Origin of the sequence: Mucilaginibacter sp. PAMC 26640 (assembly GCA_001596135.1) — a bacterium.
In the GTDB taxonomy this organism is placed as follows: domain Bacteria; phylum Bacteroidota; class Bacteroidia; order Sphingobacteriales; family Sphingobacteriaceae; genus Mucilaginibacter.
Genome location: CP014773.1, coordinates 4,739,954 through 4,753,100 on the forward strand (window position 1 = coordinate 4,739,954; position 13,147 = coordinate 4,753,100).

At 44.1% G+C, this 13,147-nt stretch carries 5 protein-coding genes; all 5 read right to left on the reverse strand.

Annotation, left to right across the window (positions count from 1 at the left end; genetic code table 11):
- Window position 1 precedes the first annotated feature (1 nt).
- The 5 genes from A0256_20395 to A0256_20415 all read right to left on the reverse strand — a co-directional run bounded on the left by A0256_20395 (window position 2) and on the right by A0256_20415 (window position 12,474).
- Window positions 2-1,954, reverse strand: a complete 1,953-nt coding sequence (locus A0256_20395; protein AMR33619.1) for a hypothetical protein — start codon at window positions 1,952-1,954, stop codon at window positions 2-4.
- A gap of 10 nt (window positions 1,955-1,964) precedes the next feature.
- On the reverse strand, window positions 1,965-3,797 hold the full coding sequence (locus A0256_20400) for a hypothetical protein (GenBank protein AMR33620.1): 1,833 nt from the start codon (window positions 3,795-3,797) through the stop codon (window positions 1,965-1,967).
- Window positions 3,798-3,893: 96 nt separating this feature from the next.
- Complete coding sequence (locus tag A0256_20405; GenBank protein ID AMR33621.1) at window positions 3,894-7,469, reverse strand: RNA-binding protein; 3,576 nt, start codon at window positions 7,467-7,469, stop codon at window positions 3,894-3,896.
- Between the two features lie 134 nt (window positions 7,470-7,603).
- Entirely contained in the window at window positions 7,604-9,334 is a 1,731-nt protein-coding gene (locus A0256_20410) for a hypothetical protein (protein AMR33622.1), read from the reverse strand.
- 20 nt (window positions 9,335-9,354) lie between these two features.
- Complete coding sequence (locus A0256_20415) at window positions 9,355-12,474, reverse strand: hypothetical protein (GenBank protein AMR33623.1); 3,120 nt, start codon at window positions 12,472-12,474, stop codon at window positions 9,355-9,357.
- Window positions 12,475-13,147 lie beyond the last annotated feature (673 nt).

A 13,147-nucleotide genomic window follows, 5' to 3' on the forward strand; every position in this document is an offset into this window, starting at 1 on the left:
ATTATTTCAGTGATGTTATCCAGGAAGCTATTTTACGTGCATCAGCAGCCGGAACTTGTGGCATCGGCGGCATCGGGGTGGAATAGTCCGGCCAGTGCTCCGGTTTTGGATTCTTGATCAATGCCATGATCTGCGCAATGCTATACTTCTTTTTGGCTATTTCCTTAAATGCCGGGCCAACCTGCCGGGTGTTTGGATTATGGCAGGATAAACAGGTGTTTTTTTGTAGCAATGGCTGTACATCGGCATAAGTAACCACTTTGTTTGCTTCAATTTTAGCGGCTGCTTTTGCTGCCGGGTTACTTTTCACAGTTGCTTTGGCAGTTGCCGTTTTCGCCGAGTTTTTAGTACTCAAATCGTTTAAACTTAATTTTCCACCTTCGGGAATATTATTCAGCGTGTAGTAAGCAGTTGGGTGCACCAGATTGAAATAGTTCTCTTTATCGCGCATGCCCTCTAACGTAATGGTGTGAATGTAGTGCGTACGGAGTCCGTTTACCACAATACGGGCTTTTAATCCATCTTCAGAAACCTTAACGCCGGCGATAGTCAGTTTTTGGTTGTTTACCGGAGGGCTTCCATAAACACCGTGATATTTGTAAGTATAGCTTTCTACCGAATAAGAGGCCAGGTCCTGCGCTATTTTCATATCCACCGGTTTAGTAAACTCAATCTCGAAACCATCCGGCATGGCACGGATTGCGCGCATCTCAAACGGGATGTGGTTGTTCCAGATCAAACGCTGCAAACCCATGGTAGCCTCCCCTGCCGATCCCCAGCCCCGGTTGGTTTCACCAGTCACTAATGAGCCATCCGGCAGCCAGGCCAAACGTACTATACCCGATTGAAAACCGCTTCTGAATGCCCATGCTGCACCCTGGTACTCGCCGTTTACTTTTTCCAAAAAGATCCGGTCCACCATACTCTGCCCTTGGTCACAAACCAACAATTGGCCCGCAAATGGCCCGAATGCCCCTTCGGGAATCTTTACAATCTCCGAATTGGAGATGCCCAGGATACCGTGCGGCAGCCATACAGCCGGTAACTGCAATTCAGGGATATCTTTCTTGGCATCGACTTCGGTACGGAAATTTTCCTCCACAATATTTTGTGGCTTAAAAGGCTGGCCGTTTTTATCAAATTCAATTCGGGGGTTGTTTTTGGCAAAAAACTGTTCCTGCGTAAGTTTAAGCGGAGAATTTGGCAAGTTTGTCCATACCAAACTTGCAGGGTGGCCCATAAAAGCGCCTTTGTTAACCGGCATAATACTACCTGAGCCAACCCAATCGCCCTGGTTATCACTGTACCACAACTGGCCATCAATCATACTGATTCCACAAGGTGACCTGAAACCCGCTGCCCACGGCGTCACTACGCCGGCTTCAGTAATATTAAGCGCCCAGCCGCGGTAAGGCACAAAGCTTTTAGGGTGCCACCAATCTGGCGGAAAGCCAAGATTCAAGCTAACGAAAAACGATCCGTCTGGCGCTATCTTCGGGCCAAAGCTGTATTCGTGATAGTTTCCTGATAAAGGCCAAGCGTAAACGGTTTCAAACACATCGGCCTTGCCATCCATATTGGTATCTACCAGTTTGGTGAGTTCCCCCCTTTGTACCACGTACAACGCGCCATCTTTGTAAGCCGCACCCAACACCTCATGCAGGCCCGATGCAAATTTTCGGAAGAACGGGTGCTGACTGGTGGGATTCTCCACCATAAATATATCGCCACGGCGGGTAGTTACCGCCAGGCTGCCATTTGGCAAAGTGCATAAACCGCCAACTTCCAGTATCGTACCCTCTGGTGCTGGCACCTTCATGATCTTAAAAAAGTCATCCTCTTTTGGCGATTCAGCCTGTGCTTTTGCCCGAAGGGTAAACCCGGTCAATACGGCGGTAGCGCATACAAAAAATAAAACCTTGCTTATCATTTGTTTAGTTAATAATTTCTTCATCACCTGCTTCTTAAAAAATGATAGAATAGGTTAATTTGGTTTTGATAGGGCTAACCAGCTCCTGCATCCCGCCGGAATTGCGGATTACGGCCTTGGCGTCGCCAATATCGTCCAGCCGGATATAGTATTTATCATCTACACTGTACAGGCCTTTTTTTAGCAGTTCTATCTTATCTCCCTGCGCCATCCGGAAATACAGGCCTTCAACGGGAGCGCTCAAACTCACTTCCCGGTGCAAGCCCTGCGCCCCGGGTAACACCATACTGGCATCGTTAACGGTTGTTCCATATAGCAGGTATTTAAAGGTGGGCTTGCCATCACCATCAAGAACGTATCCTTTGGGCCTGTAAGCAGTACCAGCCGTATCTAAAGGCCATACAGCATCCGCAGCAGCCAATTTGGCTATACCAGGAGCTGGTTTACCTAAGTATTGTACTGAGCCGGCAGGCCGCGAAGAACCATCGCCCCTTTCGTGCCACATTGGGGTGGCATCCAGGAAACCGCCCCGCCAGATCTGCACAATCATCCCTTTATCCATATCATACGTATAATGCAATTGCTCCGGACTGCCTACGCCAACGCCATGTGTTACACGGATGCCGCCAGGCAAATCGCTAAAACTGCGCAAAATGGTATTTTCGGTTGCGTTGATCAATATAGGATCAACGGCATCGTTAGAACTAACGTTGCCATCGCTCAATAAAAACTCCCGTACACCCGGGCCGGAGACGGTTAGTCCAAGGGCGGCCTTTGCCCAGTCGGTAGTTTTGGCGTAAAAAACCTCAAAAGGTAATTCTCCTGCTGTTAGCTGGGTAGTACCCATGCCCCGGTTATTGCTCAGCGGAACGGTATTGACGCCGTTTATTTTCAACGCGCCTTTGCCACCCGGAACGCTCAACTTAAATGTATAGCCTCCAGGTTCGGCAATGTGCAGCGTACCAGTATACCTCACCAGGAAATCATTTGGCAGTTTCACCTCATTTGAAGTTAGCATTGGGCTTACACCCTGTGCTTCTGCTTTTAAGGTTTTATAATCGGGCTCGGTGGAATAAGCGCCTTTATAAACCACATACTTTAGGTTGGAAACCGTTGGGTGCTGCTTGTTAAAGTTGGTATAGCTAATATTTTTGAAAGCCACCGCCCCATGATCGCCTTGTAAGCGCAGCGGGCCTAGCGCACTTTCTTTACTATCATAAGCACCACGGGTTGGCCCCGCAAGTTCCACATTTTCCTGAATCAGCACGCCGTTCAACCAAATGTATAATACTTTAGCATTGGCAATCTTCGCTCCACTAGCATCAAACTTGGGTGCCTGGAACGATATGCGCATATGCTGCCATAGGCCAGGTGCCCTGCTTGCATTTTGCCTTGGTGCGTGGCCGTCATAGCCTTTCATGCCATCGGGCTTGCCATCGTCCCAACGCTCATAAATACCTCCGTTGTCGCTTGATTTTGGATTTACAGCACCCCAGCTATCCAATAGCTGAATCTCGTATCGGCCCTGCAGATAGATGCCGGAGTTGGCACCTTTGGCCAGGGTGTAATCCATCTCCAGGTCGATATCGCCATGCTGAAGATTAAAATACAAATCGTGTCCGGGATTTTTTTCATCCACCACATTTACCAAAATACCCGAACCCCTGGTAAGGATAAAAGCGTTGGTATTTTCGAGATCTACATGCACACCACCATCGATCTCCCAGTTTTTTGGCGGCGCAGTAAAAGCCGACAGACTGGTTAAAGGTACCTGACTTGCCAGTGCCTGCGCATTGGCAACACGAATGCCAGACGAGCCCGCCAGCACAAAAGCCATAGCGATGGCCGTGTAGTTTTTGTTATTCATTGTTTTAGGTTAAGCGTGGGGAAGAATGAAGCCCGGGCTAATAAATTTATGCTATTTACAATTTTTCGGTGAAAAATGCAATCGATTGTTTAAACTTTAATTTATTATTCGATGGTGCCCGGAATTATCAAATACCGTAATGCTTGCTACACTTTTACCCCGTGTAATAAACCTGGCCGACTGCGATAAAAATGAAGCCCCAAAATAAAATTCCTGCCTGTCGGTTTGCCCGTTTTTATACTTGATTATGGCATAAGCATCATTGGGCTGTACCGAGATATTTTGGGCTGGCCCCTTTAATTTAAACAGCTTCAAATAATCCCTGTTTTGGCTTGCGGCTAGCAACAATTGGCCCTTCGCATCACGAAGCTTTACCAATGCCTTGCCGTTTCCGGGGATATAAATTCCGCTTTGCAAAATACTTAGTGCTTTAAAGCCTCCTTTGCCGTCACCTTTTAGCATTAATCCGCTGAGGGCATCGTACCTGCCAATAGCGGCATCGGTTCCAAAATCATTACCATTCATCACCACATCCAGGTTGCCATCGCCATCAAAGTCTCCTGTTTCCATGCCATTAATAACCGATACCTGCGCTTCAACCGGTAGTGGAATAATGGTAAACTTCCCATTCCCATCATTTCGCAAGTAGCATGTTTTAAGCAGGTTGGCTTTCATCCGCAATGCGCCTGTCCGCTGCTCCGGCGTTAAAATATCATCAATGGTAGCTACCGCAAAAGATTTGTAATTGGTGTACTTCTTCTTCATACTGATCATTTGCTTTAGCAGATCATCACGACCCTGCACCGGGAATTCTCTTTTATCACCGTTTTTATCCTTGAAATAAACCGATGTAATGGCGCTGTAAGCCTGGCTGTTATCAAAGTCTTTAGCGGTAATGTGTACCGGGTAGTCATTGCTGGCCTGGATAAGGCTGTTTTGTCCTACGTTGCCTACGATGTAATCGGTACGGCCGGTGTGGCGGAAGTCGCCGCCTATAATGGAGTTCCACCAGCCAAATTTATCAGAAACGCCTATTTTGGCGGTAACGTTTACGAATTTGCCATGATCATTCTTTAGAAAAGTAACCGGCATCCACTCGCCCGCCAGCATCAGATCCGGCCAGCCATCATTGTCAAAATCGGTAAAGAGGCCATCGCAAACCAACCCTATATCTTTTAATGCAGGCGCAACCTGTGCGGTAACGTCAGTAAACTTGGAGTGCCCGTTATGGCTGTCGTTGCGTAATAAAATGCTGGACACCGGCTTTGGGTATTCCCATGGTTTTACCCTGCCGGATATAAACAGGTCCGGCTTGCCATCCTTATTATAATCACAGGCACGCACACACAACTTGCTTGTAAAATTAGATGGTACTACACCTTTGGACAAGGCAAAGTTCCCTTTGCCATCGTTCAGATATAACCTGTCCTGGTATTCGGGGCTGTTTGCCGTGGTTGCATACCCACCGCTTGCAGCGTACAGGTCCAGCGTTCCGTTACCATCGGCATCAAAGAGTAACAAACCGGCATCTTTATATAATGAGGAGTAATCAACACCTTTAGGGATCAGATCACGCTGAATAAATCGACCGTTGAGCTGCTGAACAAATACTTTTGCCTGGTTGGCAGAGTTACCGCCAACAACCATATCATCCAAACCATCGTTATTTACATCACCTACGGCAATAGCAGGGCTGTAATCTGATAATTTATGCGGCAGTAATTTTTGGATATTGAAATCCAGAAAGTTAGGGTCATTACTAAAATAGTGCACGCCCAGCGAATCCGTTACCTCTTTAAATAAGGCTTTGGCATCAATCAATGGCAATACCGAGGAGTAGTGATCCTTTGCATCGGCAATGCTAACCCTGAGTTTCTGGTCAACTTTTACATTGGTAAGCTTTTGCTTTTTGCCGTTTGGCCATTTCACCAAAACCGAATCAACTATAGTTATTTTTCCCAAACCAAAATGGGCAATATTTTCTACTGATGAAAGGTATCCCCTGTAAGGATTATTCTCATAAAATTGCTGCTTGTCTTTACCATAATAAATATTCACCAGAGCGCCCAACCCGTTTACGTTTTGCTTGCCTCCTTTCAAAGAGAGCTGCAGGTAATGCGCATCGCCAATTGTTTTTTTGTCATCGCGCGTTGTGTTGCGATAAACAAAGGCTTTATCGTTGATATTATTTACAACCATATCCATGGCACCATCATTATCCAAATCTGCATAAACGGCACCGTTAGAAAAGGTTGGCGTTTCCAGTCCCCAATCCATACTCACATCTTTAAAGGTTAGGTCGCCGTTATTGAGATAAGCATAGTTATGAATCTTGATCTCCGGGATTTGCTTAAGCACTGTTTCCTTAGATGCCACAGCGTATGCTTCCTGGCGATAGGTCATAAAATCCCTGTCGGATACATCTCTCGGGAAACCGTTGGTAATGATCATATCCCGAAAACCATCATTGTTGAAATCGGTAATAAGCGGTGTCCAGCTCCAGTCGGTTTGCGCCATACCGCTTAGAAAAGCGATATCACTAAACGTAGGGTCGCCTATTTTTCCCTGCTTATCTACCCGCGGACCGCGGTTGAGCTGTAAAGTGTTGCGTACATACTGATACTGGTAGCCAAACTGATCGAAATTTGAAAAGGTTTGATAGCTGTTTGGCCCGAGCATCATTTTCTTGCGGTAGTTGTCTTCGGGGTTCATATCCAGTTCTACCACATCGGCAAGTCCGTCGTTATTGATATCCACGATATCCTGACCCATAGAATTGAAAGACGTATGTTTAAAATAGTCTTTAGCCTTATCGGTAAAGGTGCCATCGTGGTTGTTGATGTATAGTATATTATTGGAAATAAAATCGTCTGAAACATAAATGTCCTTCCAGCCATCGCCGTTAACATCCACCGTTGATGCGGAATGTCCAAAACCGCTAATGGTAACTCCCGCATGTACCGTAACATCGGTAAATACAGGATGATGCAATTTTTCGTCCCAATCGTTCCGATACAATTTACCGGTAATTATATGCGGACCACGGGCATTTGCGGGGCCGAATACATTGGGGTTATACGTGGAACTGGCATTGTTTACCGTAAGATACATATCCAGGTCACCATCGTTATCATAGTCAAAAAAGCTGGCCATGGTAGATTCCGTTCCTGCTTGCAGGTGGTACTGTTTGGCCATATCTTTAAAATGGGGAACATTATTTTTGTCAGGCCCCTGGTTAACGTAAAGGAAGTTTTGTCTATTCAAAGAATCTTTATAGATGGTATTGCAAACGTAAATATCCATCAGGCCATCATTATTGATATCAACAATACTAACGCCTCTGCCCCATCGGCCAATGCCGCTAACGCCTGCTTCTTCGGTAACATCTTTAAATTTGAAGTCCCCCTGGTTGAGGTATAGTTTATTGGATACCATATTGCCGGAGAAATACAGATCCTGAAGGCCATCGTTATTAAAATCGCCAACACCAACGCCGCCGCCGTTGTAAATATTAACCACGTCCAGCGGATTGATCGAATCGTTCTCGGTAATCTGATTGTTAAAGTCGATGCCGGAATGTGAAGAAGATATCTTTTCAAAATGCGTTTTCTTTCCACATGAAAACAGCCCCAGTATACCCACCAGGAGAAAGATATTGTAAAAAAGCTTCATAAAAACGTATAGGTTTACCGATACAAAATGTAGGGACAATAATTGTGTTTACCGCAATTAGTTTAAAAATATACTTATCAGCAAAAAAAGGCTCTCCCCTTGCGGAGAAAGCCTTTTAAAACTACTAACTAAAATTATTTACCATATGCAGGGTTCTGCGTAAGATTTGGATTAAGACCAATGGCCTGTTGTGGAATTGGTAATATATCGCGGCCTTCCGGCAGAGTTGTACGATAAACGCCATGTGGCTTACCGTCAGCGGTTGGGCCAAATGGATAAGGTTGTGGAGTTGTAGTAGCATCGGTACCATAGTTTGCTTTGATAAAAGCAGAAGCCACACCCGGGCCAGCCCTCCGCAAATCGTAGAATAATGAATATTCGGCAGTCAGTTCGTGCCTGTATTCGCTTAAAACCATCTGCAATGGATCGGTAATTGGTGACGCAGCAGATCCATCAAACCTGGCGCCATCCTGCATTATAGCCGGTGCGGTACCGCCAAAGGCGCGATCCCTTACCAATTTTAAATCAGCCATTGCACCTGCAACATCTCCGGTGTGAACTTTACATTCGGCACGGCTCAATAACACTTCCGCATAGCGCATCAGAATTTGATTTTGCGAACCGAAGATCACCTGGTTACCGGTACCACCTGTCAATTGCGGATCTCTCCATTTTTTTGCATTGTAGTAGCCAGAACGCAATTGATCTGACACGCCATACCAAGGGCGGGTAAGCGTACCACAGGTATTGATTATGCTGCCATCATCGGCTTTATAACGTGCATCGCCGCTGGCAAAGCCCCCTGTTACCGCAGGATAACCTTTTATACCACCCCATTTCGCAATAATTCCAGGGCTGATATTTTCATCTCCAGGCCCCACAATGGTGAACGCTTTTCTTTTATCGCCAGACTGGTAGGAATACCAAAGACCAGGATTTGCGTAATCATAGCCAAAGTTTGAGATTTCTTCGGGCCAGCTAAAGTCATCAATCCAGGCTACTTCACCACCATTTTGCCAGCCGCCGTCCCAGCTCTGTGAGCCGGATACTTCAAACTGAATCTCGAAAATTGATTCGTCATTATTTTGGTTGGTAAACTCATGCACGTCACCAAAGTTCGACAACAAATGATAGTTGTTTGTTAGCTCAGTATTGTTAAAAGCAGTTAATGCAGATGGGTAATCTTTCAACCACATTTGTGCAGCGCCTTCATAGGCATAAGCTGCACCCTTTGTGGCGCGGCCTAAATCTGTAGCCGGTAAAGCAGTTTTTGATAACAATAATGTTTCTGCCTGTTTCATATCGGCAACTACTTGCTTAAATACCTCATCTTGCGTACTACGCGGAGTTAACCCGTTAGTTTCTGATTTAAGTTCCAGCGGTACGCCACCAAAAGAACCTGCAAGGTAATAATAGGTCATTCCACGCAAAAAGTATGCTTCGCCTGTTAACCTGTCTGCCAATGCCGGAGTAACTATCCCTTTTTCTTTTGCCGTGGCAATAATTGCAAAAGCTGAATTTGCACGATTAATACCCACATAAGCGTTGTTCCAAAGTGTTGATAATGCGCCAAAGCTGGAGTTGATCTGGTAATTATTCCAGGCAACATCGGCACCGTAGTTATAAAAATCATGCGATTGAAAGTTGGCATAATACCATATCGCTTTCTTTAGCAAATCGCTGTTTTGGTATCCATCATAAATACTGTTAACTAGCGCCACCACATCACCCGGTTTCTGAAAAGTTGCTTTAGCGGTTGACTTAAACCGGCTCGTTTGTGATAAAAAATCCTTCTTACAACCAAATGGCATTAATAGCACCACAATTAAGGTGACCACGCCTATATTTCTTCTATTCATTTTCATGTCCTTGATATTTTATAATCTTATTTAAAAGTTACGCTTAAGCCTACGGTATAAAATTTTGAACCCGGATAAGTACCGTTATCAATTCCGTTTTGCGTAGGATTACCGCCCTGTATACCGATCTCCGGATCAAGGCCTGTGTATTTTGTAATCGTAAATAAGTTTTGTGTTGAAAAATACACCCTCACTTTAGCTACGTTTGCCCTGTCTGTAATCTCTTTAGGCAAAGTATAGCCAACAGTTACGTTCTTTAATTTAAGGAAACTACCATTCTCTATCCAGGTGCTTGATGGTACATTGCTAAGTAATTGCGCATCACTGTAGGTAGCCCTTGTGTAAGTATTAGAAGGGTTAGTAGTTGTCCAACGATTGTTGTAATAATCAACGCTTACATTTTCAACGCCCACAAACCCTCGGTTTTGGAAACTTTGCAAAGAACTTTGCTGATAGTTAAGGATCTTGTTGCCATAAACGCCGTAGAAATATGCGTTAAAATCAAAAGACTTGTAAGAAGCATCAAAGTTAAAACCACCGTAGAATTTAGGTAACGGGCTACCTAAACTTACCTGATCTGCCGTGGTAACTTGTCCGTCGCCGTTCGTATCGGCAAAGTAACGGTCGCCAGCTGTTGTACCTACCTGGTAGTAATATGGGTTAGAAGGGTTTTTTATCGCCGCTGCTGCATTCAGTGCCTTTACCTGGGCATCTGTTTGAAAAATCCCTATCGTTTTGTATCCGTAAAATTCACCTACAGAACCACCAACATATGTTTTAGTGAAGGTATTATCGGCCCATCCAGGCCCGGTTAAGCCTAAGCCACCAAAATTGGTTACAAAGTCGGTACCGGATGTTATGCTGGTTAATTTGTTCTTAACAGCCGACATGGTTAAGGCTAAACCATAATGAAAACCTGAGGAATTGGTGTGATTGTAGTTAACAGCCAACTCAATACCTTTATTCTCCATGCTGCCTACGTTACGGGTAAGGAAGTTGTAGCCTGATTGTGCAGGAGCTGCCAATTGCAACAAGAAGTCTTTGGATGTTCTTTTAAATACGTCAACCGTTAGTGTTAATGCACCGTTTAAGAAACCTGCATCCATACCAATATCGGTTTGGTAATCGGTTTCCCAACGCAAATTAGCATTAGCTGGTTGGCTTTGAGCGGTACCACTTTGATAGAGCTTGTTGAAAGGATAACCTAAGTTACCGCTGCTGGCGGCTGGTAAGCCAGTTGAATACAATGCTGCGTATTGAAAATTACCTATCGAACCCTGATTACCTACTTTACCATAGCTACCACGGAACTTCAAATCAGATAACCAGGTCACATCTTTCAGGAACGACTCTTCTTTAGCCCTCCAGGTTGCACCTCCCACCGGGAAAGTGCCATATTTGTGGCCTTCATCAAATTTAGATGAACCATCGCGCCTGATTGTACCGTTGATTGAGTACTTGTCTGAAAAAGTATAAGTCAACCTGGCAAATTGAGAGGCCAGGGTGGTAATGGTTTTACCATTACCTTCATTATCCAACTGCAGATTAGTTACTTGTGCTAAATCCCGGATAACGCTGTTTTTTGGAATACCCTGCCCGCCATTAGCCGTATAAGACGTACTTTGTTGAGAAACACCGCCTACGAAATTGATCCTGTGCTTACCAAAAGTTTTATCATATGAAATAGTGTTTTCCCATAACCATTCAAACAGGTTGTTTTGGCGCTGGCTGTACAAAGCGTTGGTTGGTACCGCAGCAGAATATTGTTGCTGGATGCGGGTATCTTCTGGCTGAAAAAACGAACCGGAATAGGTATTTAAACGCACACCTGCATTAGTTTTAATTTTTAAACCATCTATTATAGTTGCTTCTAAAGATGAATTGGTCAGCAACAGGTTGTTGATGTTTTCATATTCGTTAGTTTCTATGCTATAAACCGGGTTATTGTATTTGGCGGTGTAGGTATTAGTGGGGTTATAAAAACCGTAGTTACCATTAGCATCTTTGATCTGGCTTGTGGCACTGTTACCGCCATCTAAAGTTGGGATCAGCTGCGTTAAGTTACCCAGGGCACCAGTACCATATGGGTTGTTTGAAGTTGTGTAAGTATATTTTGCGCTTGTTGAAGATTTAAGCCATTTGGTAGCCTGATAATCTAAATTAAGGCCAAGTGTTACTCTTTTAAAATATGATCCTAGCACAATACCTTTCTGATCGTAATAACCAATAGATGCAGCAGATTGTACCTTATCACTGCCACCGCGAATTGCAACACTGTAATTTTGAGTTTTGCCTGTTTGGTAAAGCGCATCCTGCCAGTCGGCATTAGTTAATTTGCTTGGGTCGCGCCAGATAGGTAGCTCAACAAAGTTGGCATCCTTGTCAGCAATTTCGTTGGCCAGTGTAGCCCATTGCTGTGCGTTTAACAAATCATACTTTTTAGGCTTTGCCTGGAAAGCGTTGTAAGCATCAACAGACAGCTGAACACCATCTTTAAGCCCTTTTTTGGTAGTAACAATGATTACACCATTTGCGCCACGAATACCGTAAATAGCAGTAGCAGATGCATCTTTCAATACATCGATGCTTGCAATGTCATTTGGGTTAAAGTTATTGATACCCCCATCTAGCGGATAACCATCAACCACATATAAAGGGTTGTTGCCACCGCTGGCCAAACTCCCCACGCCCCTGATTAAAACAGTGGTATTACCGCCCGGGGCACCATCATTTGCAGTAACCTGAACACCCGCTGCACGCCCCTGCAATGCCTGGTCTAAAGATGGCACAGGGAGTTTAGCAATTGTCTCTGCGTTAACAGAACTTACAGAGCCGCTTAAATCCTTACGTTTTGCAGTACCATAACCAATTACTACAACCTCATTTAATGAACTTGTAGCAGCGCTAAGTTTGATACTATATGTATTACTGCCTCCCACTGCAACTTCTTGTGTAGCATAACCTACTATGCTAACTACTAAGGTTGCATTGTTTGGTACAGAAAGTTTAAATGCTCCACTTACATCAGTTTGTGTACCAATGGAGGTTCCTTTGACCCCAACACTTGCCCCGGGAATAGGTGAGCCGTCTGACTCTGTAACTTTTCCGGCAATTTGCCGGCTCTGGGCATAGCCGGCCAAACTCATCAAGACAAACGACAAGCTGAGACCGATCAATACCACAAGATTTTTAATTTGTAGTTTTTTCATCATAAGATTTTTATAAAAAGTTTAATTGGTTGGTGTTGACAGAGGCCGGTTGGTTTGGCCTTTATCATCCTAGTAAAAGTATTGGAGTATAAATTGAGTAGATACCACAAATGTTAACGTTTATATAACAAATGTTAATCCTGATATTTTAAACCAATGGTTAATGCAATCGAATACATTTTAACTTATTAGATATAAACACATTGATTTTAGCATATAATCAAAGGTTTCCGACGAATTCAGACTGCTATTAGAACTGGTGGATAGTTAAAGTATCTACCTAAGGGTATATTTTGCTTAACAAACGTGTTACTGGGGCAGAGTTAAAAGATATGCCTATTTCAAAAACAGCGTTACGATTAGAAGGTCAACAATTGAATCTATTTATAATGTGTTTATGCACAATTACTTTTTAAAGCAAATGGTTACGTTGAATGTAATCAGAGACAAACCGATCCCAATAGCTGTAATAGCAATCGATTTATATTAGAATGTCTAAATTTTTTAAGCTGAAACTTTTTAAAGGCATTTTAACTAATCACGAAGGATTTTGTAGCTTTTGCTTGGTTCAGCAGGATAAGCTTAGTCATTTAATCAAGCTAAAATCAGA